The organism is Actinomadura sp. NPDC000600 (genome assembly GCF_040492135.1).
GTDB lineage: Bacteria > Actinomycetota > Actinomycetes > Streptosporangiales > Streptosporangiaceae > Spirillospora.
The window spans coordinates 1-20800 of record NZ_JBEUPD010000050.1 but is presented as its reverse complement, the minus strand read 5'-3'; the positions used below and the strand labels follow the sequence as shown (position 1 = coordinate 20800).

20 protein-coding genes are annotated in these 20800 nt (G+C 76.0%); 8 read left to right on the top strand and 12 right to left on the bottom strand.

Annotated elements, in window-relative coordinates; translation table 11 throughout:
• The first annotated feature begins 28 nt into the window (after positions 1 to 28).
• Positions 29 to 2359 carry an ATP-binding cassette domain-containing protein gene (locus tag ABWI07_RS39950; protein WP_353821704.1) on the top strand — a complete coding sequence of 777 codons (2331 nt, stop codon included), beginning with the start codon at positions 29 to 31 and terminating at the stop codon, positions 2357 to 2359.
• Here ABWI07_RS39950 and ABWI07_RS39945 read toward each other — a convergent pair.
• Positions 2356 to 2826, bottom strand: a complete 471-nt coding sequence (locus tag ABWI07_RS39945) for a PPOX class F420-dependent oxidoreductase (RefSeq protein WP_149258358.1) — start codon at positions 2824 to 2826, stop codon at positions 2356 to 2358. The two genes, ABWI07_RS39950 and ABWI07_RS39945, sit on opposite strands and share 4 nt — an antisense overlap.
• 88 nt (positions 2827 to 2914) lie before the next feature.
• On the opposite strand from ABWI07_RS39945, the gene ABWI07_RS39940 reads away from it, so the two are divergent.
• Positions 2915 to 3439: a pyridoxamine 5'-phosphate oxidase family protein gene (locus ABWI07_RS39940; RefSeq protein ID WP_149258357.1), complete on the top strand. Its 525-nt coding sequence runs from the start codon at positions 2915 to 2917 to the stop codon at positions 3437 to 3439.
• A gap of 60 nt (positions 3440 to 3499) precedes the next feature.
• Here the strand turns inward: ABWI07_RS39940 and ABWI07_RS39935 are convergent, their stop codons facing one another.
• Together ABWI07_RS39935 and ABWI07_RS39930 are read right to left on the bottom strand one after the other, a co-directional pair.
• Positions 3500 to 4807: a hypothetical protein gene (locus ABWI07_RS39935; RefSeq protein ID WP_353821703.1), complete on the bottom strand. Its 1308-nt coding sequence runs from the start codon at positions 4805 to 4807 to the stop codon at positions 3500 to 3502.
• Complete coding sequence (locus ABWI07_RS39930) at positions 4804 to 5049, bottom strand: cupredoxin domain-containing protein (RefSeq protein WP_200841756.1); 246 nt, start codon at positions 5047 to 5049, stop codon at positions 4804 to 4806. The genes ABWI07_RS39935 and ABWI07_RS39930 overlap by 4 nt, the downstream gene beginning before the upstream one ends.
• 321 nt (positions 5050 to 5370) lie before the next feature.
• Between ABWI07_RS39930 and ABWI07_RS39925 the strand changes: the two genes are divergently transcribed.
• From ABWI07_RS39925 to ABWI07_RS39905, 5 genes are all read left to right on the top strand, one after another.
• Complete coding sequence (locus ABWI07_RS39925) at positions 5371 to 7275, top strand: hypothetical protein (RefSeq protein ID WP_353821702.1); 1905 nt, start codon at positions 5371 to 5373, stop codon at positions 7273 to 7275.
• Positions 7272 to 7478, top strand: coding sequence for a hypothetical protein (locus ABWI07_RS39920; protein WP_353821701.1), 207 nt, complete (start codon positions 7272 to 7274; stop codon positions 7476 to 7478). The genes ABWI07_RS39925 and ABWI07_RS39920 overlap by 4 nt, the downstream gene beginning before the upstream one ends.
• An 11-nt stretch (positions 7479 to 7489) precedes the next feature.
• A complete protein-coding gene (locus ABWI07_RS39915) occupies positions 7490 to 8281 on the top strand; it encodes an SDR family NAD(P)-dependent oxidoreductase (protein WP_149258355.1) in 792 nt (263 codons plus the stop codon).
• A 130-nt stretch (positions 8282 to 8411) separates the two neighbouring features.
• Positions 8412 to 8672, top strand: coding sequence for an IPT/TIG domain-containing protein (locus tag ABWI07_RS39910; protein ID WP_353821700.1), 261 nt, complete (start codon positions 8412 to 8414; stop codon positions 8670 to 8672).
• Positions 8673 to 8705: 33 nt separating this feature from the next.
• Entirely contained in the window at positions 8706 to 9257 is a 552-nt protein-coding gene (locus tag ABWI07_RS39905) for a hypothetical protein (RefSeq protein ID WP_353821699.1), read from the top strand.
• Here ABWI07_RS39905 and ABWI07_RS39900 read toward each other — a convergent pair whose 3' ends face one another.
• Positions 9258 to 10850 carry an ABC-F family ATP-binding cassette domain-containing protein gene (locus ABWI07_RS39900; protein WP_353821698.1) on the bottom strand — a complete coding sequence of 531 codons (1593 nt, stop codon included), beginning with the start codon at positions 10848 to 10850 and terminating at the stop codon, positions 9258 to 9260.
• A 75-nt stretch (positions 10851 to 10925) separates the two neighbouring features.
• Here ABWI07_RS39900 and ABWI07_RS39895 point away from each other — a divergent pair, with 75 nt between their 5' ends.
• Positions 10926 to 11621, top strand: a complete 696-nt coding sequence (locus ABWI07_RS39895) for a TetR/AcrR family transcriptional regulator (RefSeq protein WP_353821697.1) — start codon at positions 10926 to 10928, stop codon at positions 11619 to 11621.
• A gap of 4 nt (positions 11622 to 11625) precedes the next feature.
• On the opposite strand, the gene ABWI07_RS39890 is transcribed toward ABWI07_RS39895, so the two are convergent.
• From ABWI07_RS39890 to ABWI07_RS39855, 8 genes are all read right to left on the bottom strand, one after another.
• Positions 11626 to 12126, bottom strand: coding sequence for a TIGR00725 family protein (locus ABWI07_RS39890; RefSeq protein ID WP_353821696.1), 501 nt, complete (start codon positions 12124 to 12126; stop codon positions 11626 to 11628).
• Positions 12127 to 12135: 9 nt separating this feature from the next.
• The gene (locus ABWI07_RS39885; RefSeq protein ID WP_149258351.1) at positions 12136 to 12435 is read right to left on the bottom strand and encodes a 4a-hydroxytetrahydrobiopterin dehydratase; all 300 of its coding nucleotides are present in this window, start codon (positions 12433 to 12435) and stop codon (positions 12136 to 12138) included.
• A gap of 61 nt (positions 12436 to 12496) precedes the next feature.
• On the bottom strand, positions 12497 to 14563 hold the full coding sequence (locus ABWI07_RS39880) for an ArnT family glycosyltransferase (protein WP_353821695.1): 2067 nt from the start codon (positions 14561 to 14563) through the stop codon (positions 12497 to 12499).
• A gap of 15 nt (positions 14564 to 14578) precedes the next feature.
• A complete protein-coding gene (locus ABWI07_RS39875; protein WP_353821694.1) occupies positions 14579 to 16720 on the bottom strand; it encodes a glycosyltransferase family 39 protein in 2142 nt (713 codons plus the stop codon).
• The gene (locus tag ABWI07_RS39870) at positions 16717 to 18015 is read right to left on the bottom strand and encodes a bifunctional glycosyltransferase family 2/GtrA family protein (protein WP_353821693.1); all 1299 of its coding nucleotides are present in this window, start codon (positions 18013 to 18015) and stop codon (positions 16717 to 16719) included. The genes ABWI07_RS39875 and ABWI07_RS39870 overlap by 4 nt, the downstream gene beginning before the upstream one ends.
• Positions 18016 to 18117: 102 nt before the next feature.
• Positions 18118 to 19614, bottom strand: coding sequence for a sensor histidine kinase (locus ABWI07_RS39865; protein WP_353821692.1), 1497 nt, complete (start codon positions 19612 to 19614; stop codon positions 18118 to 18120).
• Positions 19611 to 20339, bottom strand: a complete 729-nt coding sequence (locus ABWI07_RS39860; RefSeq protein WP_353821691.1) for a response regulator transcription factor — start codon at positions 20337 to 20339, stop codon at positions 19611 to 19613. The genes ABWI07_RS39865 and ABWI07_RS39860 overlap by 4 nt, the downstream gene beginning before the upstream one ends.
• An 85-nt stretch (positions 20340 to 20424) precedes the next feature.
• Positions 20425 to 20800, bottom strand: a 376-nt coding sequence (locus ABWI07_RS39855; protein ID WP_353821690.1) for a hypothetical protein, incomplete at its 5' end; no start/stop codon positions are given.

The following is a 20800-nucleotide window of genomic DNA, read 5'->3' as shown; positions in this document are numbered from 1 at the left end:
GACCTCTTTGGTGCCTAGCTTGGCGGCCATGAGAGGGGACCACATCGTCATCACCGGCGCCAGGAACAACAACCTCAAGGACGTCTCGCTGCGGATCCCGAAGGACCGGCTCGTGGTGTTCACGGGGGTGTCGGGGTCGGGCAAGTCGTCGGTGGTGTTCGGGACGGTCGCGGCGGAGTCGCAGCGGCAGCTGAACGAGACGCTCAGCTGGTTCGCCCGCGACCGGATGCCCCGCCACGAGCGGCCCGACGCCGACGTCATCGACCATCTCACGCCCGCGGTCGTGGTCGACCAGCGGCCGATCGGCGGCAACGCCCGCTCCACGGTCGGCACGATCACCGACATCTCCCCCGTCCTGCGGGTCCTGTTCTCCCGGCACGGGACGCCCGGCGCCGGGGAGGCCGCGGCCTACTCCTTCAACGACCCGCGCGGCATGTGCCCCGAATGCGACGGCCTCGGGCACGTCGCGCGGGTCGACCTGGACCGCTTCCTGGACACCGACCGGTCGCTCAACGAGGGCGCGGTCCACTTCCCGCCGTTCGGCGTCGGGACGTTCGTGTGGCAGCTGTACGCCGAGTCGGGGCTGTTCGACCCGGACAAGCCGCTGCGGGACTTCACCCCGCGGGAGTGGGACCTGCTCCTGCACGGCAAGGGGTTCCGGGTGCCGCGCCTGAACCGGACCGGGTCCATGGGGCACAACGCCTACGAGGGCATGCTCGAGCGCTTCCACCGCCTCTACATCAAGCGGGACCTCGGGTCGCTGCCGCCCAAGGTGCGGGACGCGGCCCGCCGCGTCGTGCGCGAGGACACCTGCCCGGCTTGCGGCGGGGCGCGGCTCAACGCGGCGGCGCTGGCCTCGCGCATCGGCGGCCGCACCATCGCCGACCTGTCCCGCATGGAGATCGGCGACCTGGTCGCCGCGCTCGGCGAGATCACCGACCCGGTCGCCGCGCGGGTCGCCGGGGAGGCGGTCACGCGGCTGCGGCGGCTGGAGGACATCGGCCTGTCCTACCTCACCCTGGACCGCCCGACGCGCACGCTGTCGGGCGGGGAGGCGCAGCGGCTCAAGGTCGTCCGGCACCTGGGGTCCAGCCTGACCGGGATGACCTACATCTTCGACGAGCCCAGCGCGGGCCTGCACCCCCGCGACGTCGACCGGCTGAACGCGCTGCTGCTGCGGCTGCGCGACAAGGGCAACACGGTGCTGGTGGTCGAGCACGACCCGGCGGTGATCGGCGTCGCCGACCACGTGGTCGACATGGGGCCCGGCGCGGGCGTGCGCGGCGGCGAGATCGTCTTCACCGGGACGGTCGAGGGGCTGCGCGCCGCCGCGACGCCGACCGGGCGGGCGCTGCGCCGCGCGGCGCCGGTCAAGACCCGGTTCCGGGAGCCGACCGGGTGGCTGGTGGTGGCCGGCGCCCGCGCCAACAACCTCAAGGACCTGACGGTGCGGTTCCCCACGGGGGTGCTCACGGCGGTGACCGGCGTGGCGGGGTCGGGCAAGAGCACCCTGGTCATGGACGAGTTCGCCGCCCGGCACCCCGACGCGGTGGTGGTGGACCAGTCGGCCATCGCGGCGTCCCGCCGCTCCAGCCCCGCGACCTTCGTCGGCGTGATGGACCCGCTGCGCCGGCTGTTCGCGCGGGTGAGCGGCGCGCCCGCGGCCCTGTTCAGCCACAACTCCGAGGGCGCGTGCCCGGAGTGCGACGGCAACGGCGTCATCGTCACCGACCTGGCGTTCATGGACCCGGTCACCACCACGTGCGAGGCGTGCGGGGGCGGCCGGTACCGCCCGGAGGTCCTCGCCCACACCGTGCGCGGCCGGACGATCGCGGACGTCCTGGCGATGACCGCCGAGGAGGCCCTGGCCTTCTTCACCGGGCCCGCCGCCCCGTCCCCCGGCGGAGGGGACCCGGCCGGGACGGCCGAACGGGCGATCGCCGAGCGGCTGCGGGCCCTCAACGACGTCGGGCTCGGCTACATGACGCTCGGGCGGCCGCTCGGCTCGCTGTCGGGCGGCGAGCGCCAGCGGATCAAGCTGGCGACCCGGCTGCACCGCGCCGGCACCGTCTACGTGCTGGACGAGCCGACGACGGGGCTGCACATGTCCGACGTCGGGGCGCTGCTGGCGCTGCTGGACCGGCTGGTGGACGGCGGCGGCACCGTCATCGTCGTCGAGCACGACCAGCAGGTGGTCGAGCACGCGGACTGGGTGGTCGACCTCGGGCCCGGCGGCGGCCGGCACGGCGGCGAGGTCGTGTTCGCCGGCACCCCCACCGAGCTGCTGGAGGCGCCGTCGTCGGTCACGGCCGAGTTCCTGCGCCGCGGCCTGCCCGAGCGGGCCGCCGCCGGCCGCTAGTCGCCGGCGGCGAGGCGGGCGGGGAACCCGCCGGTCGCGATCGGGCCCCACCGGTCGATGGTGACGCGGATGAGGGACTTGTCCTGGCGGCGCATCGCCTCCCGGTACTCGTCCCAGTCGGGATGCTCCCCGGCGATGCAGCGGTAGTAGTCGACGAGCGCGTCGGCGGCCTCGGGCATGTCGATGACCTCGGCGGTGCCGTCGACCTGCACGTAGGGGCCGTTGAAGTCGTCGGACAGCACGCACACCGACACGCGCGGGTCGCGGCGGGCGTTGCGGGCCTTGGCCCGCTCGGGGTAGGTGGAGACGACGATCCGGCCCTCGCCGTCGACCCCGCACGTCACGGGCGACATCTGGGGCCGCCCGTCGGCGCGGGCGGTGGACAGCAGCGCGTGGTGCCGGGGGCGCAGGAACTCCAGCAGTTCGGGACGGTCGACGCGGTTCGCGGTGGCGATCGAAGGAGCCATGCCCGCCACTCTAGGAACCGGGCGCCGATGAGTTCGCCGCCGCCGCGCCGTCTACCCCCGCGAAGGCTGTTTCGCGAAGGAGGCGGAGATGAGCGACCGCGAACCCGTCGAGGCACGCGACCTCGACATCTACGGCGCCGGTGAACTGGCGTGGGACGGCGTCCGCGACGCGCTGAAGGCGGCGCTGCCGAAGCCGGAGACGCCGGTGTTCCTCGGCACGGTCCGTCCGGACGGGCGCCCGCACTCGGCGGGCGTCGGCGCGCTGTGGCACGACGGGGACCTGTACGTCGTCAGCGGCCCGGGCACGCGCAAGTCCCGGAACCTGGCGGCGAACCCGGCGTGCACGGTCTCGGTCCGCACCCCGGTCGGGGACGTGGTGCTGGAGGGCGAGGCCGAGCGCGTCACCGACCCGCCGGTGCTGGAGGCCGTCGCGGCCGGGTACCGGGAGGGCGGATGGCCGGCGCAGGTGGACGGCGAGGCGTTCACCGCGCCGTACAGCGCGCAGAGCGCGGGCCGGCCGCCGTGGTACCTGTACCGGATCGTCTTCCACACGGTGTTCACGGTGGGCACGGTGGAGCCGTTCGGTGCGATGCGGTGGAGGTTCGCGCGCTGACCCCGCGGGCGCCCGGCGTCCCGCGCGTGCGTCGTCTCTGGTCTCCGGCGGCGCGGGGCGTCAGCCGCTGAGCAGGGCGAACAGGCCGGCGCAGGTGAGCGCGACCATGACGGCCGCGATGGGCAGCTGCCCGCGCGCGGCCCGGCCGGGGCCGCGCAGGGCGAGGTCGTGCGCGGCGATGGTGCCGGCGATGTGGCCGAGGACGATGGCGTTGACCTGGACCTGCGCGATGAGGGTGGGCCCGGCGAGGTCGTAGTCGACGCGGTTGCCGGTGGAGCCGAGCAGGTCCAGCCCCGTCCCGAACGGGTCGCTGGCGAGGATGGCGGTGGTCTGGCCCTCCAGGACGAAGAACGAGAAGTAGTGGGCGACGGTGTAGCCGAGGGCGATCGGCAGGAGCGTCGCGGCGAACCGCGCGGGCATGGTGCGGGCGTCCTGGCCGGTGAGCCGTGCGCTGAGCCACAGCGCCGCGGCGTACAGGAGCGCGACGGCGCCGACGGCGGCGGCGAGGCCGAGGGTTCCGGCGGGGACGCTGGAGGGGTCGACGTTGCCGCGCCAGTAGGTGGTGCGGGTGACGCCGTCGAACCCCGTCGAGCCGATCAGCACGCAGGCGGTCGCGGTGAGGCCGGGTTCGGGGCCGCCCCTCATGAGGCCGGTCAGGGGGGTGCGCAGGACGAGGGCGCCGTCGCCGCGCCGCCCGATCGGGCACATGCGGGCCAGGAGGCTGGAGTAGGCCTCGAACCCGTCCCCGCGGGTGAACCAGTCGCGGCCGAACCACCAGGCCAGGGCCAGGTTGCAGGCGGCGTAGGCGAGGATCAGTGCGCCGACGAGGCGCGGGTCGGAGCGGTGCGGGGCGACCAGTTCCAGCCAGACGAACCCGGTGAGCCATGCGGCGGCGGGCCGGTAGCCGACCCGCTCGGGCAGGGCGCGGCGTCCGGACGGCGGGGTGCGGGTGGCGCGGCAGAGGGCGGCGTGCAGGGTCCGCAGCGGGTTCACGCGCCGCCACACGGGACCGAGCAGGACGCTGGCGGGGACGAGGCCCACCCAGAACGTCACGAACAGCGCCCACGGGGCCAGGTTGCGGGTGTCGGACGCGGGTCCGGCGAACGCGACGGCGACGACCAGGGCGGTCGCGGCCAGCGCGAGGGCGCGTCCGGCCGCGGTGAGGGCAGGCGCGTCCAGCAGGCGGGCGAGCGCGGGCGGCAGGGGGCGTCCGGCGTCCGGATGGAGCCGGGGCCGCTTCCACGCGACGGTGAGGGCGAGGAAGGAGGCCGCGACGGCCAGGCCGCCGCCGGCGATGGCGGCGACGGCGTCCAGGGGCAGGTCGGTGCGACCGCCGAGACCGTGGGCGAGCACGTGCACGGGGGTCACCCGACCTGCAGTTCGAGGACGCGGGCGCCGGAGTGGTGCAGTTCGGCCTCGAACACGCCCGGGGTGTCGGCGGTGAACCGCAGGACGGCGGGCCGTCCGGGGGCGATCTCCACCTCGCGGTCGTAGCCGTGCAGGTGGAAGGCGTCGGCGGTGTCGCCGGTGACGGTGATCTCGACGGCGGCGCCGCGCGGGACCTTCACGCGGCGCTGCGCGGTGTGCGCCTTCCCGCCGGTCACGGTCACGGCGATCCGAACGGCGGACGGCCCCGACGCGGCCGGAGCGGGCGTACCTGAAGGCGCGGAGGACCGGGCACTGGGCGGGGCCTCGGGCGCGGGCTCGCCGCACCCTGCCGCCACCGTCAGAACCGCCGTCAGAGCCGCCGTGACCGCCGCGATCGCTCCCGTTCGTGCCCGCCGCCGCATGGCTCCCCTTCCGTCCCGGTGTTGCACACCACAGATTGTGACACTAGACAATGACACATTATGAAGTGACATACTCCGGGCGAGGGGGCGTCCCGGTCGGTAGCGGGTCGTCCCGGTTCCTGCGTCGAGGGAGCAGTGGTGGTGGAGCACGTGACGGGCATGGGTGCGCGGTTCTGCGGCGCGGGCGGTGCCGCGGCGCGGCTGGCCGCCGAGGCGCCGGCGAAGCCGGCGGGCGGGGCGGCGCTGGACCAGATCCTCATCGCCTCCGGCGCCGCGGCCGCCCTGACGGCGGCGCTGCTGGTGCTCGGATGGGGGCACCGCAGCGGCCGCATCACGGTCCTGGCGCGCGCGGCGGACCTGGCGGCGCGCGGCCCGGGACGCGGCACGCCCGGCTGGGCGGCGCTGCCGATCCCGGTCGCGATGGTGTCGCTGATGGTCGCGCTCGTCGGAATGTACTGGGACATCTCCCTGCACATCTCGCACGGCCGGGACGAGGGGCCGCTGGCCAACATCGCCCACTACCCCATCCTGATCGGGCTGTTCGGCATCTTCACCGCCGGCGTGCTGGCCGTCGTGCTGCCCAGGGGCGAGCGCCCGGGCGCGGCGTCGGTGCGGATCACCCGCGACTGGTACGCCCCGGCGGGCGGGGTGCTGCTGGCCGGCGCCGGCTTCTACGCGCTGCTCGGGTTCCCCCTCGACGACGTGTGGCACCGCATCTTCGGGCAGGACGTGACGCTGTGGGGGCCGACGCACCTGATGCTGATCGGCGGTGCGGGGCTGTCGCTGGTGGCGATGATGGTGCTGGAGCGGGAGGGCCGCCGGGCCTGCGGGGACGCCGGGCAGCCGCCGGGGTGGCTGCGGTACGTGCGGCGCTGCATGCACGCGGGCGGGCTGCTGATCGGGCTGTCGGTGTTCCAGGCCGAGTACGACTTCGGGGTGCCGCAGTTCCGGCTCGTCCACCAGCCGCTGCTGATCGCGCTGGCGGCGGGCTGCGCGCTGGTGGCGGCGCGGCTGTGGGCGGGCCGCGGCGGCGCGGTGTTCGCCGTGGTGTTCTACATGCTGGTGCGCGGCGGGGTGTCGGTCCTGGTCGGCGGGGTGATCGGGGAGCTGTGGGCGGCGGTGCCGCTGTACTTCGCCGAGGCGGTGTGCGTGGAGGTCGCGGCGCTGGTGCTGGCGCGGCGGCCGCCGGCGCTGGGCGCGGTGTCGGGCGTGCTGATCGGCACGGCCGGGTTCGGCGCCGAGTACGCCTACGGGCAGGTCGCGTTCCGGCTGCCGTGGACGCCCGACATTGTCGCCGAGGGCATGGCGATGGCCGTGGCCGGCGGCGTCGCGGGCGGGGTGTGCGGGGCGCTGCTGGCCGAGGGGCTGCAAGGGCGGATGCCGCGCCCGGCGGTGGCGCGGGGCGTGTTCGCGGCGGCGATCCTGGCGGTGGCGGCGGCGGTCGCCAACGGCCTGGTGTTCACGGTCCCGCAGGGCCGCACCGCCACGGTCACCCTCACCGGCGTCCGCGGCGACGCCGCGCACCGCACCGCCGAGGCGCGGGTGGAGTTCTCCCCCGCCGACGCTGTCGACGGCCCGGCGTGGGTGACGGTGACGGGCTGGCAGGGGCAGGGCCTGCACGTCGACCGCCTGGTGAAGGTGCGCGAGGGCGTCTACCGGACGAGCGGGCCGATGCCGTTGCACGGCGAGTGGAAGACGCTGATCCGCGTGCACGACGGGCGGACGCTGGCGGGCGTCCCGGTCTACCTGCCCGACGACCCGGCGATCGGGGCGAAGGAGCTGGCGGCCCCGCCGCGCTTCACCCGGGACCTGCAGGGCGAGCGGTCGATCCTGCAGCGGGAGCTGAAGACCGACGCGCCGGCCTGGCTGTGGGCGGTGTGCTCGGCGGTGGTGCTGGCGTGCACGCTGGCGCTGGTGCTGTCGCTGGGCTGGGGCGTGGCGCGGATCGCGCGGCGGCTGCCGGACCGTCCGGAGCCCTCCGCGCCCGGCCGGGACGAGGCCCGCGCAGCGGCCCGCACGGAGGCGGGGCCGGAGGCGGGCGCGTGACGGTCGCGGCGGGGGTGCTGGCGTCCCATCCGATCATCACGGCGGTGCCGTTCTTCGTGCCGACGTTCGTGGTGGTCGCGGTGATCGTGTTCGTGGTGTGGCGGGACCGCCGCCGCGGCGACGACCCGCCGGGCGAGGCGCCCGGCCCGCCCGCCGACCGGACGGACGGACCGCCGCGGGACGGCGGGGCCGGCGCCCCGTAGACTCTGCGGTCATGAGCGACCGCCCGTCCCCCGCCCCGTACCTGTCGCAGCTGTTCTCGCTGGAGGGCAGGGTCGCGGTGGTGACGGGCGGCAGTTCGGGGATCGGCCGGGCGATCGCCGAGGCGCTCGCGCGGGCCGGTGCGTCGGTGGTGGTCGTGGCGCGGCGGGAGGCGGAGCTGGCGGCGACCGTCCGGGACCTGGAGGGGCACGGCTGCCGGGCCGCGCCGGTGAGCGCCGACCTGGGGTCGCGGGACGCGGTCGCCGCGGCGGCCGAGGCGGCGGTGGAGCCGTTCGGCGAGCCGGACATCCTGGTCAACGCGGCGGGGGTGAACCTGCGGCCGCCGATGGACGAGCTCGGCGCCGACGTGTGGGACACCACGATGGCGGTGAACCTGGACGCGCCGTTCCTGCTCGGGCAGCGGTTCGGGCCGGGGATGGCCGAGCGCGGCTTCGGGCGGCTGATCCACATCGCCTCGCAGCAGGCGTTCCGGGCGTCGGTGACCAGCGGCGCCTACGGGGTGTCCAAGGCGGGGCTGGTGGCGCTGGCCCGGTCGCAGGCCGAGGCGTGGTCCAGCCGCGGCGTCACCGCCAACACCCTGGTGCCGGGGTTCGTGATGACGCCGCTCAACGCGCGCCTGTCGTCGGACCCGGTGAAGGTGAGGGCGCTCGCCGAGCGGACGATGGTGGGCCGCAACGGCCTGGCGGAGGACTTCGCGGGCGCGGCGGTGTTCCTGGCCTCGCCGTCGGCCGCCTACGTGACGGGGCAGTCGGTCTTCGTGGACGGCGGCTTCTCCGCCCACTAGGGGGCACGGGGCCACGGCAACTTAGCGGATCAGTTCGATTACTCCTTGTGGTCAGGTTGGTATATCTCAGCCAGCAAGTCCATCCCCGACCCCCCGGCGCCCTTCGGGACGCCTTGGCGAAGGAGCGCGCATGGCGAAGAACCGCCCCGTCATCACCGAACTGGCCGCAGGAGAGAACGGCAACAACCAGGGGCACTTCGGTCAGACACTCGTCATATCCGGCACGAATCTCGAAGGGGCCGACCGCGTCAACTTCGGTGCCAGGACGGTGGCCGGCACCCCCGATACGGCCGGGACGACCGTCACCTGCACGGTGCCGTCGGGCTTCGGTCTCGTGAACGTCACCGTCACCGGTCCCGGCGGCACCAGCAACGCGCTGCCGTTCTACTAGATCCTCGCGCCGATCGTGCTCACCGTGGCGCCGGTGGCGGGATCGGCCGCGGACCCGCCCGTGCTCACGGTGCTCGGCCAGAACCTGCTGACGACGCGCCGCGTGCGCATCGGCCCCACGCCGGAGGAGGCCGTGGAGGTCCCGTTCACCTCCGTGTCCGACGGCGAGGTCACCGCCGCGGCCAATCCCGTCACTCCGCTGGGCGGGCCTCCATGGACGCAGCTGGAGAACGTGTACGTCACCACCGCGGGCGGCACCGTCGTCCACCCGACGGTCCCCACGCTGCCGGCGGGCTTCACCTACTACGACATCCCCGTCATCACCTCGGTCGTTCCCAACAGCGGCATCCCGGGCGCCCAGGTCCTCGTCAACGGGACCGCCTTCGTGAGCCCGATGATCGTCGCCCACTTCGAGAACTCCGGAGCGCCGGTCCCCGGGGAGGTCTTGATCAACTCCAGTGCGCAGTTGCTCGTCACCGTGCCGTTCGGGCTGACCACGGACCCCACTTTCATCCGCATCATCACCCTCGGCGGGGAGAGCAACCGCGTCCCCTTCACCTACATCCCTCCACCGCCGCCGATCTGATCAGGGGCCGCTCTCTTCGTGCCAGACCGGTTCGGCGCTCTCCTGGACGCGGCCGTCGGCGCGGAAGAGCAGGTAGCGGTCGAAGTCGGCGGCGAACCAGCGGTCGTGGGTGACGGCCAGCACGGTGCCGGCGTAGTCGTCCAGGGCGTCCTGGAGGGCCTGGGCGCTGGCCAGGTCGAGGTTGTCGGTGGGTTCGTCCAGGAGCAGCAGCGTGCAGCCCGACAGCTCCAGCAGCAGGATCTGCAGGCGGGCCTGCTGCCCGCCGGACAGGGTGTGGAACGGCCGGCGCCCGGCGGGGGCGAGTTCGTAGCGGGCCAGGGCGCGCATCGCGTCGTTCAGGGTGCACGCGTGCCCGGTCGTGATGATCTCGGCGGGGGTGCGGCCGTGCAGGTCGGGGCGGGCATGGGTCTGGACGAAGTGGCCGGGCACGACGCGGGCGCCGAGCCGGGCCAGGCCGCGGTGCGGCACCTCGGGGGCGGGCAGGCCGGCGAGCAGGCGCAGGAACCGGGACTTGCCCGAGCCGTTGGAGCCGAGCACCGCGACGCGCTCGCCGTAGCGGACCTCCAGGTCGAAGGGCCTCATCAGGCCGGTCAGTTCGAGGCCCTCGCAGACGACGGCGCGTTTGCCGGTGCGGCCGCCGCGCAGCCGCATGCGCACGCGCTGCTCGGGCGGGGCGCTCTGCGGCGGCCCGGCCTGCTCGAACCGGGCGAGGCGGGTGCGCGCCGCCTGGTAGGAGGATGCCACGGCGTCGTTGTTCGCCGACCGCTGCCGGAGGGTGTGCACGAGGCCCCGCAGGCGGGCGTGCTCCTCGTCCCAGCGGCGGCGGCGCTCGTCGAGGCGGGCGGCCCGATCGCGGCGCGCGGCGGCGTAGGTGGCGAACCCGCCGCCGTGGACCCAGGCGGTGCGGGCCTCCACGGTGATGACGCGGTCGGCCGCGCGGGCGAGCAGCCAGCGGTCGTGCGAGACCAGCAGCACCGTCTTGGCGGCGGCCCGCAGCCGCTCCTCCAGCCACTGCTTGGCGGGGACGTCCAGGTAGTTGTCGGGCTCGTCCAGGAGCAGGACCTCGTCGGGGCCGCGCAGCAGCGCCTCCAGCATCAGCCGTTTCTGCTCCCCGCCCGACAGGGTGGCGGCCTTGCGGTCGCGGACCCGGTCGTAGGGCAGGCCGAGCGCGGCAGTGGTGCAGGCGTCCCAGACGACCTCGATGTCGTATCCGCCCGCGTCGGTGTAGTCGTTGAGCGCCTCGGCGTAGGCGAGCTGGCCTGCCTCGTCGCCGCCCAGTGCCCTCTCGGCCGCCGCCAGCGCCGCGGCGGCCGCGCGGACCCGGCCGGGGGCCACCGACAGCAGCAGTTCGGTGACGGTGCGGTCGCCGGGGATGAACTGCCGCATCACGCCGAGGCCGCCGGAGTGGGCGACGGTGCCCGCGGAGGGCCGCGTCTCGCCCGCGATGAGGCGCAGGAGTGTGGTCTTGCCCGCTCCGTTCGGCCCGACGAGCGCCGCCTTGGCGCCCTCGCCGACGCGGAAGGACACCGCGTCGAGCAGGGGCCGCCCGTCCGGCAGGACGTAGGTCAGGTCGCTCACCTCGATGTGGCCCACGGCCGCCCCTCTCGATCGTTGTACCGGTACCGGACCATTGGTCTAGTCGTAGCACAACGTACTAGGGTGGCGGGCATGGGATCGAGTGAGGCGGAGCGCATCTGGTTCCGGGACGCCAAACCCCGCCGCGAGGGGCCGCCGTTGAGCCGGGAGCGCATCGTGGCCGAGGCGGTGGCCCTGCTGGACGAGGAGGGCATCGGCCGGTTGACGATGCGGCGACTGGCCGAGCGGCTGGGCACCGGTTCCACGACGCTGTACTGGCATGTCCAGACCAAGGACGACGTGCTCGACCTGGCGCTGGACACCGTGTTCGGGCAGGCGCGGCTGCCCGAGGCCCCCTCGGGCGACTGGCGCGCGGACGTCACCGCCCTCGCCGGGGAGTGGCGGGCGGCGATGCTGCGCCACCCGTGGGCGGCCGGGCTCCTGGGGCGTCCGCTGATGGGCCCGAACGTGCTGGAGCGCACCGAGTTCCTGCACGCGGCGCTGGTGCGGGCCGGGCTGGGCGGCGCGGAGCTGACCGCGGCGGCCTACGGCCTGGCCAACTACGTCATCGGGTCGTCGATGATGCAGGCGGCGTGGCAGGGGCGCGACGAGGCGGCCGTGCGGCGCGCCGCCGACGAGCACCTGCGGGAGCGGCGCGACCGGTACCCGGTGCTGGCCGAGCACGGCCACGTCAGCGGCAACGACTGGGACGCGACCTTCGCGCACGGTCTGGCCTACCTGCTCGACGGCATCGCCGCCCGGCTCCCGGGCGCCGCGCCGTCCCGGTGAACGCTCAGCTCTCCCCCGGGGGGCCGGGGCCGCGGGGCCACAGGCCGGTGGCGTCGACGGCCGCGGCGGGGTCGGCGGCGTGCACGATGCCGCCGACGGGCCGCCCGTCCTCGTCGTGGACGCGCCAGCCGCCGAGCTGGACGACGGGGACGCGCCCGGCGCGCATGGCCAGGGCGATCTCCGAGAGCGTCCCCCAGGATCCGCCGACGGCGATGACGGCGTCGGCGGCGTTGACGACGACGTTGTTGCGGGCCTGCCCGAGGCCGGTGGGGACGGCGACGGTGAGGTCGCGGGACGCGGCGGCGCGGTCGGCGGCGGGCAGGATCCCGACCACGACGCCGCCGGCGGCGCGGGCGCCCGCGGCCGCGGCGGCCATCACACCGCCGTGCCCTCCGCACACGACCACGGCGCCGCGTCCGGCGAGGATCCGGCCGGTCTCGTAGGCGTGGTCCCACTCGCGCTCGGTGCACTCCCCCGGCCCGCACACCGCGACCTGGACGGCCATGGCGCGCCCCTACCCGGCGCCGTGCCGGGCGGCGATCCGGTCGATCGCCGCGGCGAGGTCGAAGTCCTTGCCGGTGAGGCCGCCGGCGCTGTGGGTGGTCAGGGCGAAGGTCAGGGTGCGCCAGCGGATGTCGATGTCGGGGTGGTGGTCGGCGTCCTCGGCGGCGCGGGCGACGTCGTCGACGATCTCGATCCCGGCCATGAAGGAGGGCGCCTGGACCCGCCTGCGGATCAGGTCGCCGTCGCGGCTCCAGGCGGGCAGGCCGCGCAGGCGGTCGGCGACGTCGTCGGCGTCGAGCGTGTCGGCCATCGGGTCACTCCCTGGTCGCTGGTGCCGTTCCCCCTTCCTCTTCCCCCTGCGGGACGCCCGGTCACCCCGCGCCCGGGGTCAGGTCGTACAGGACGGTGCCGCCGACCGTGGCGGGGGTGTAGTGCGCGGCGACCCATGCGCTGATCCGCTGGGCGGCGTCGCTGCCTCCGGTGCTCGCCGCACGGCCTCCTCCGCGTCCCTGAACTCCTCGGCCGTCGTCGCCGCCGATGAAGTAGTGGATCCTGCCCTGACCGGCGAGGCGCTGGAACTCGGCGAGGGTGGGGGCGGGGTCGGTGCCGTTGAACCCGCCGACCGCCATCACGGGCCTGCCGGCGGCGAGCTGGTAGCCGGCGGCGGTGTTGGATCCGACGGCCGCCGCGGCCCAGGTGTAGGAGGCGGCGCCGGCTCGGAGGGCGGCGGTGACGGCGGCGCCGGGGGTCCCGGCGTTCAGGAGGCCGCCCGGTCCCCCGCCCGGCCCTCCGGCCTGCGGGCCTCCGCCGCCTCGGAGGCCCGCGCGGCCGCCGGGCATGCGCGCCGCCGCCCCCGGGCCTTGGGGCGGGGGCCCGCCGGGGCCCCGGATCCGGCCGCCGGGCCCGGAGCGTCCGGGACGCCCGCCCGGGCCGCCGCGTCCAGGGCCGAACCCGGCGGAAGTCGCGGGGCCCGCGGTGACGATGGCGCCGGTGTGCGGGGTGCGGGCGGTCTCGGCGGCGTAGGCGGCGGGCCCGGCGAGGCAGGCCAGGACCGCCAGGGCGGCGGCGCCGGCCAGGACGGGGCCGCGCAGCAGCCGCACGGCCGCCAGCGCGGCGGCGGCGAGCAGCCCGCCGGCCGCGACCGCGGGCGCGAGCCAGGGGTGCCAGTCCGGGGAGCGGCCGAGCAGCACGTAGGCCCACATGGCGGTGGCGGCGACGGTCGCCGACAGGACCGCGGCGGCCTCGGGAGTGCGGCGGCGCTCCCACATCAGCGCGGCGCCCATGCCGGTGAGCGCGGCGATCGCGGGCGCGAGCGCGACGGTGTAGTACTCGTGGAAGATGCCCTGCATCCAGCTGAAGACCGCGGCGGTGAGCAGGAGCCATCCGCCCCACAGCGCCAGGGCGGCGCGGGCGGGGTCGGTGCGGGGCGCGCGGCGCGTCGCCCACAGCCCGGCGGCGAGCAGCGCGAGCGCGGCGGGCAGCAGCCAGGAGATCTGGCCGCCGACGACGGGCCCGAACATGCGGCCCCACCCGGCGTCCTGGTCGAGGTTGCCGAGGCCGCCGGTCTCCTCGCCGTTGAGACGTCCGAGCCCGTTGTAGCCGAGCGCCAGTTCCAGGACCGAGTCGTGCTGCGATCCGCCGATGTAGGGGCGGGCGGAGGCGGGCACCAGCGCCACGGCCGCGACCCACCACCCGGCCGAGGCCAGCAGCGCTCCCCCGGCGGCGGCCAGCTGCCACAGCCGCCGCCGCAGGGGTGCGGGCGCGGCGGCCAGGTACACCAGCGCGAACACCGGGACGACCAGGAACGCCTGGAGCATCTTGGCCAGGAACCCGGTCCCGGTGAAGGCCGCCGCGAGCAGCAGCCAGCGGGTGCTCGCGGTCTCCTGCGCGCGCAGCAGGGCGTAGGCGCCGAGGGTCAGCAGCAGCACCAGCAGGGCGTCGGGGTTGTTGAACCGGAACAGCAGCGCGGCCACCGGCGTCAGCGCGAGCGCGGCGCCGGACAGCAGCGCCGCCCACGCCGGGAAGCGGCGCCGGACGGCCGCGTGGAGGGTCGCGACGGTCGCCACGCCCATGAGCGCCTGCGGGACGAGGATGCTCCAGGTGTTGACGCCGAAGGCGCGGGCCGCCAGGGCCATCGGCCACAGCGCGGCGGGGGGCTTGTCGACGGTGATGGCGTTCGCGGCGTCGGAGGAGCCGAAGAAGAACGCCTTCCAACTGGCGGCGCCGGCCTGGACGGCGGCGGAGTAGTACGCGTTGGCCCATCCGGACGCGCCGAGCCCCCAGACGTACAGGACGCCGGTGGCGGCGAGCAGGGCCAGCAGCGCGGGCCGGGCCCAGGCGGGGTCGGCGTCGGGGCCGCGCAGCAGCCGCCGCGGGAGGCCGCCCCGCCCGCGCGGGGTGCGGGGCGCGGGCGGGGCGGCCGGGATCGTGGAGGTCATGTCGGTGCTCCCTGGTCAGCCGAGCTTGTAGAGGCGGGCGCCGGTGGAGCCGGACGCCGCGTCCGGCGAGGTGCCCGAGGAGGTGGCGGTGCCGGTGCCGCCGTAGGCGCTCGGGTCGACGGGGGTGGCGTTCTTCTGGGCCCAGGCGGTGACGGCGGTGTCGCCGCCGCCGGGGCCCATGCGGCCGCCGAGCAGGATGTAGCGGAGCTTGCCCTCCTTGACGTACTGCTGGAGTTTGGCGACGGTCATGGCGGGGTCGCTGCCGGTGAAGCCGCCCATGGCGATGACGGGGCGCCCGGTCCGCAGGATGATCGAGGAGGCCTCCTGGGCGCTGGAGACGGCGACGAGCCAGGCGGCGCCGCCCTGGTTCTTCTCCAGATAGGTGATCATCCGGGTGTCGACGCTTCCGCCGGGACCGCCGCCGGTTGCGCCGGATCCGCCGGGGCGCTGCCCGCGCCCGTCCGCCCGCCCCTCGGGCGCCTGCCCGTTCTGGGGCTGCCCGTTCTGGCCGCCGGCCGCCCACGGGGGCCGCTGCCCGCCGGGTGCCTGCCCGCCGGGCGGCTGCCCGCCGGGCGGCTGGCCGCCGGGCATGGCGGGGGGTGCGCCGCGTCCGCCGGGGAAGGCGCCGGGGCGGCCGAAGCCGTCGCCGGTCACCGGCCCGGCCAGCGGGTTGGTGCCGTTGGAGGCGGTGGCGGCGGCCGAGGCGGCGTAGGCGCCCGGGCCCGCCAGTGCCGCGACGGCGGCGAGGGCGAGCCCGGCGGCGGTGGCGCGCGTCCCGGCGCGGCGGACCACCCGTCCGGCGATCAGGGCGGCGACGGCGAGGACGGTGGCGGCGGCGACGGCCCACCGCAGCCACGGGTGCCAGGACGGTGTGCGGTCCAGCAGGACGGACGCCCACGCGCCGGTGGCGGCGACGCCCGCGGGCAGCGCCCACGCCCAGGCCCGCGAGTCGCGGTGGGCGCGGGTCAGCAGGACGGCTCCGGCGCCGGTGAGCGCGGCGATCGCGGGGGCCATGGCGGTGGAGTAGTAGGGGTGGAAGGTGCCCTGCGCGAAGCTGAACACGACGTAGTGGACGGTGAGCCATCCGCCCCACAGCAGCAGCGCGGCGCGTGCGGTGTCGGTGCGGGGGCGGCGCCGCAGCAGGACGAGCCCTGCGGCCAGGGCGAGGACGGCGAACGGGATGAGCCAGGAGATCTGCCCGCCGAGGATGTCGTTGAACAGCCGTCCGGCGCCGGCCTGGCCGCCGAATCCGCCGCCGCCTCCGGGGCCGCCGCGTCCGCCGGGGCCGCCCTGGCCGAGGATGCGGCCGAGGCCGTTGTAGCCGACGACGAGGTCCCAGGCGGTGCCGTCGGTGCTGCCGCCGATGTAGGGGCGGGAGCGGGCGGGGATGGCGTCGACCAGCAGCGTCCACCACAGGGAGGACGCGGCGAGGACGGCGCCGGCGGCGAGCAGGTGCCATACGCGGCGCGCGAGGCCGGGCCGCGCGGCGACCAGGTAGGCCAGGGCCAGGGCGGGGACGACGAGGAACGCCTGCAGCATCTTGGTGTTGAAGCCGCAGCCGACGAGGAGCGCGGCGAGCAGCAGGGGCCGCAGCCGGCCGGTGTCGACGGCGCGCTGGCAGGCCCAGGCGGCGGCGACCAGGAACAGCACCAGGAGGGTGTCGGGGTTGTTGTCGCGGTTGATCGCGACGGTGATCGGGGTGAGGGCGAGGACGGCGGCGGCGGTGAGCGCGGCGGCGTGCCCGAAGGCGCGGCGGACCGTCGCGTACAGCACGGCCACGGCGGCGACGCCCTCGGCGACCTGCGGGAGCAGCAGGCTCCAGGTCCCGAATCCGAGGACGCGGGCGGTCAGCCCCATGGCCCACAGGGCCATGGGCGGCTTGTCGACGGTGATGAAGGAGCCGGCGTCCAGGGCGCCGAAGAAGAACGCCTTCCAGCTCTGGGTGCCGCTCTTGACGGCGGCGGAGTAGTAGGCGTTGGCGTCTCCGGCGTCCGACAGCCCCCACGCGTACAGGGCGGCGGCGAGGAGGAGGACGGCCCACAGGGCGGGGCGCGCCCAGCGGGGGTCGCCGTCGGGGCCGAGGAGGAGGCGGCGGGCGCGGCCGCGGGGGGCGGCGGGGCGCCCGGTGGCGGGCGGCGGGGTGAGGGTGGAGGTCATGCCGGGGTCCCTCCGGTGTTGTCGGCGGCGGGCGCGGGCGCCGAGGCCGGCTGGGCGGGGCGGCCGCCGAGGCGGCGGGGGTGGAAGATCCAGGCGCGCATCAGCAGGAACCGCGCGAGGGTGGCGACGGCGTTGGCGGCGACGACCGCGGCGACCTCGACGGCGCGTCCGGCGCCGGGTGCGGCGGCGTGCAGCGCGGCCAGGCCGCCGGTGCTGAGGGCCAGGCCGAGCAGGAACGCGGCGCCGCCTTCGAACTGCTGGCGCATGGCGCGGCCGGGGCCGGTGACGCCGAAGGTGAAGCGGCGGTTGGCCGCGGTGTTGCCGACGGTGGTGACGACCAGGGACAGCGCGTTGGCCCACAGCGGCCCCATGACCAGGCGCAGCAGGACGAACAGGATGAGCTGGGCGATGGTGCTGACGGCGCCGATGACGGCGAACACCGGGAGCTGGCGGGCCATGCCGGCGGGGAGCGCGGCGGCGGGGCCGGGGCGTCCGCCGACGGGGGCTCGGAACGCGCCGGTGAGCATGCGGCGCGCGACGCGGGCCATGCCGCGCAGGTCGTCGCGGGCGGTGCGCAGGACGTCGACGCGGCTGTCGGGGTCGTCGACCCAGTCGACGGGGACCTCGTGGATGCGCAGCCCGTTGCGTTCGGCGAGCAGCAGCAGCTCGGTGTCGAAGAACCACTCCTCGTCCTCGACCGAGGGCAGCAGCGCCTGGACGATCTCGGTGCGGGCGGCCTTGAAGCCGCACTGGGCGTCGGTGAAGCGGGCGGCGAGCGCGGTGCGCAGCAGCAGGTTGTAGCAGCGGGAGATGATCTCGCGGCGGGGGCCGCGCACGACGGCGGAGCCGCGGGTCAGGCGCGAGCCGATGGCGAGGTCGCTGTGCCCGGAGATGAGCGGGGCGACCAGCGGCAGGAACGCGTCGAGGTCGGTGGACAGGTCGACGTCCATGTAGGCGACGACGTCGGCGTCGCTGGTGCCCCACACGTGGCGCAGCGCCCGGCCGCGTCCCTTGTCGCGCAGGTGGACGGCCCGCACGCGCGGGTGCCGGGCGGCCAGGTCGCGGGCGATGGGCCAGGTGGCGTCGGTGCTGGCGTTGTCGGCGACGGTGATGCGGAAGGGGTACGGGAGGCTTTCGGCGAGGTAGGCGTGCAGGCGCTCGACGCTGGCGGCCAGGACGCGCTCCTCGTTGTGGACGGGGACGACCACTTCGACGAGCCGTCCCCGGCCGCCGCGGTCGGGCGGGGCCGGGGGCGGCGCGGCGGGCGTGCCCGGTTCGGTGGTGAGGCGACTCATGGGACCGAGGTTCGGGGGCGGGTGTGGGAGGGCGGTGAGCCGTGTCTTAACGCCCCATGAGAAACGCGCCGCGCCCGCCCGGGCCGGGTCCGGGGGGCGTGTTCAGTCGCCGGGGGCGGGGGTGCCGGGCAGGTGGAGGCGGGCGAGGGTGCCGCCGCCGGGGGCGGGCTCGAGTGCGACGCGTCCGCCGCATTCGGCGACGACGCGGGCGACGATGGACAGTCCGAGGCCGGAGCCGGGCAGGCTGCGGGCGGACGGGGACCGCCAGAACCGCTCGAACACGTGCGGGAGGTCGGCGGCGGGGATGCCGGGCCCGTGGTCGCGGACGGTGAGCTCGCCGTCCTCGAGGCGGACGGTGACGGCGCCGCCGGGCGGGCTGAACTTCACGGCGTTGTCGAGGAGGTTGACGATGGCGCGTTCCAGGGAGGCGGGGTCGCCGTGGACGTGCCAGGGCCGGGTGTCGCTGGTGATGGTGAGGCCGGGTCCGCGCAGGCGGGCGCGTTCGACGGCGCGTTCGACGACCTCGTGCAGGGCGACGGTCTCGCGGACGGGTCCGGTCTCGGCGGGGCGGGCGAGCTCCAGCAGGTCGCCGACGAGGCTGGTCAGTTCGCGCAGCTGCGCCCGGACGGAGGCGAGGAGGTTGCGGCGGGTTTCGGGGGGCAGGTCGCGGCCGGTGGCCTGCGAGCGCAGCAGCAGGTCGATGTTGGTGCGCAGGCTGGTGAGGGGGGTGCGCAGCTCGTGGCCGGCGTCGGCGATGAGCTGCTGCTGGCGTTCGCGGGACGCGGCCAGGGCGGCGGTCATGGTGTTGAAGGAGCGCGACAGCCGGGCGATCTCGTCGGTGCCCTCCTCGGGGATGCGGGTGGCGAGGTCCTCGGTGCGGGCGATGTGCTCGACGGCGCCGGTGAGCTCGTCCACGGGCCGCAGCGACGCGCGGGCGATCATGAGGCCGGCGGCGGCCGACACCACGACGCCGAGGGCGGTGACGGCGGTGAGCAGCAGCGCGAGGTTGTCCAGGGGGCCCTGGACCTCGTCGAGGGAGATGGCGTAGGAGACGGCGGCGGGGGTGCCGTCGCGCAGCCGGAACGAGCGGGTCAGGACGCGGACGTCGTCCTCGGTGCCGGAGGCGGTCACGCCGGCGCCGTCGTGGTAGGCGTGGCCGCGTTCGCCGCGGGCGACCCGCGCGTCCTGTGCGGTGACCTCCAGCGCGCCGGCGCCGGGGACGGTGCAGCGCCGCCCGTCGGCGCGGACCAGCTGCATGATCTCGTAGGGGCCGGGCGGCGGGTTCTGCGCGCCGGTGCCGGTCGGCTCGGACGAGCAGGCGGCGAGGAGGGCCTCGGCCTGGCGGGGCAGGCGGGGCGTGCGGGGGCCCTGGCCGGGCGGGCCGGGGCGGTAGCCGTCCGGCGCGGCGGGCGGGCCGCCCGACACCGCGCCGAGGCGGCGGTCCAGCTCGCGGTACAGCTGGTTGCGGGTGAGGAGCCAGCCGGCGCTGGCGCAGGCGGCGACGGCGAGCGCGACGGCCGCGGCGGTGAGCAGCGCCATGCGGGCGCGCAGCGTGAGCCGCCGGGTGAGGCGCCGCGTGACCGGGGCGCGGGTGCTCATGGGGACGCCGCCGCGCGCAGCACGTACCCGACGCCGCGGACGGTGTGCACCAGCCGCGGCATTCCGCCCCGCTCGGTCTTGCGCCGCAGGTACATCACGTACACGTCCAGGGAGTTGGAGGCGGGTTCGAAGTCGAATCCCCAGACGGTCTCCAGGATCTGCTCGCGGGTGAGGACCTGGCGGGGGTGGGCGAGGAACATCTCCAGCAGCATGTACTCGGTGCGGGTCAGCTCCAGGGGCCGCCCGGCGCGGGTGACCTCGCGGGTGCGGGTGTCCATGCGCAGGTCGTCGAAGGCCAGGACGTCCGCGGGGGCGGCGGCGCCGGGGGCGTTCATGGCGGCGCGGCGCAGCAGGGCGCGGACGCGGGCGAGCAGCTCGTCGAGCTCGAAGGGCTTGGCGAGGTAGTCGTCGGCGCCGGCGTCAAGTCCGGTGACGCGGTCGCCGACCATGTCGCGGGCGGTGAGCATGAGCACCGGCATGGTGGCGCCGAGGGCGCGCAGCCGCCGGCAGGTGGTCAGGCCGTCCATGCGCGGCATGAGCACGTCCAGGACGACCAGGTCGGGGGCGTCGCGCTCGACCCGGTCGAGCGCGGCGACGCCGTCGGCGGCGCCGGTGACCCGGTAGCCCTCGAACTCCAGGCTGCTGGTCAGCGACTCGCGGACGGCGGGTTCGTCGTCGACCACGAGGATCCGCGGGGTCGGTGTCTCCAGCGCGCCGGGTTCCATGTACTCACGGTAGACAGCGCAGGTGGGAGGCCCGGCCGCCGGCGGCGGTTTCTCATGGTTCTTTCAGGATCTTCTGAGCGCCCGTTCAGCGGGGACCCTCGGCGCGGGGCTCGGTGGTGGCGTCGGCCCACGCGTCCCCGGACGGTCCGGCGGTCTCGACGGTGCTCGCTTCGACGATGACGACGGCGGTCGCGCGGCCCGCCGGGGCGGGGCGGGTGGCGGTGCTCCAGGTGGTCTTGGCGACGTCGACGACGACGTCGCGGGACACCTCGGCGATGATGCCGCGCAGGGAGTCGCGCAGGGCGAGTTTGAGGGCGTCGCGGAGCAGTTCGCGCAGGACGGCCTCGACGGCGGCGGTGGCGGCGCGGGCGGCCAGGTCGCGGGCGGTGCGGGCCAGGGCGCTGCCGGCGGCGGCGGTGAGCAGGCCGGTGGCGGTGCGGGCGGCGCCGCGCACGGCGGGG

What these genes read in the sequence shown, in the direction of transcription:
- ABWI07_RS39950 (WP_353821704.1), top strand. Translation starts at nt 29, where the DNA reads ATGAGAGGGGACCACATCGTCATCACCGGCGCCAGGAACAACAACCTC.
- ABWI07_RS39945 (WP_149258358.1), bottom strand. Translation starts at nt 2,826, where the DNA reads ATGGCTCCTTCGATCGCCACCGCGAACCGCGTCGACCGTCCCGAACTG.
- ABWI07_RS39940 (WP_149258357.1), top strand. Translation starts at nt 2,915, where the DNA reads ATGAGCGACCGCGAACCCGTCGAGGCACGCGACCTCGACATCTACGGC.
- ABWI07_RS39915 (WP_149258355.1), top strand. Translation starts at nt 7,490, where the DNA reads ATGAGCGACCGCCCGTCCCCCGCCCCGTACCTGTCGCAGCTGTTCTCG.
- ABWI07_RS39910 (WP_353821700.1), top strand. Translation starts at nt 8,412, where the DNA reads ATGGCGAAGAACCGCCCCGTCATCACCGAACTGGCCGCAGGAGAGAAC.
- ABWI07_RS39895 (WP_353821697.1), top strand. Translation starts at nt 10,926, where the DNA reads ATGGGATCGAGTGAGGCGGAGCGCATCTGGTTCCGGGACGCCAAACCC.
- ABWI07_RS39890 (WP_353821696.1), bottom strand. Translation starts at nt 12,126, where the DNA reads ATGGCCGTCCAGGTCGCGGTGTGCGGGCCGGGGGAGTGCACCGAGCGC.
- ABWI07_RS39885 (WP_149258351.1), bottom strand. Translation starts at nt 12,435, where the DNA reads ATGGCCGACACGCTCGACGCCGACGACGTCGCCGACCGCCTGCGCGGC.
- ABWI07_RS39880 (WP_353821695.1), bottom strand. Translation starts at nt 14,563, where the DNA reads ATGACCTCCACGATCCCGGCCGCCCCGCCCGCGCCCCGCACCCCGCGC.
- ABWI07_RS39875 (WP_353821694.1), bottom strand. Translation starts at nt 16,720, where the DNA reads ATGACCTCCACCCTCACCCCGCCGCCCGCCACCGGGCGCCCCGCCGCC.
- ABWI07_RS39870 (WP_353821693.1), bottom strand. Translation starts at nt 18,015, where the DNA reads ATGAGTCGCCTCACCACCGAACCGGGCACGCCCGCCGCGCCGCCCCCG.
- ABWI07_RS39865 (WP_353821692.1), bottom strand. Translation starts at nt 19,614, where the DNA reads ATGAGCACCCGCGCCCCGGTCACGCGGCGCCTCACCCGGCGGCTCACG.
- ABWI07_RS39860 (WP_353821691.1), bottom strand. Translation starts at nt 20,339, where the DNA reads ATGGAACCCGGCGCGCTGGAGACACCGACCCCGCGGATCCTCGTGGTC.